Here is a 263-nt window from a genome sequence, read left to right on the forward strand (position 1 = left end):
ACTTCCAGCGATGCATTATCGGTCCTCCCGCGGCACACACGGGATCGTTGACCGAACCGCTGCCGCCGGACCCGTTCTAGCCGTCCGTTCCCGTCTTGGCGAGCACCGCCGGCGGCGCCATCACGGCGCGGCGGTCGGACTCGACCACGCGGTTACGGCCCTGCCCCTTGGCCTGGTACAGCGCCGTGTCGGCGGCGGCGACCAGCATGTCGCCCTTCGGCACGTGCAGCGGCGTCACGGCAAGGCCGATCGACGCCGTGATG

1 protein-coding gene is annotated in these 263 nt (G+C 70.7%); it reads right to left on the minus strand.

The annotated features are described in order from the left end of the window. Positions 1-76: 76 nt before the first annotated feature. Positions 77-263, minus strand: a 187-nt coding sequence (locus C1X29_RS30025) for a diguanylate cyclase (protein ID WP_146023322.1), incomplete at its 5' end; no start/stop codon positions are given.

Source organism: Pseudomonas sp. GW456-12-10-14-LB2 (genome assembly GCF_002884345.1).
GTDB classification, from domain to species: Bacteria; Pseudomonadota; Gammaproteobacteria; order Pseudomonadales; family Pseudomonadaceae; genus Aquipseudomonas; species Aquipseudomonas paraglycinae.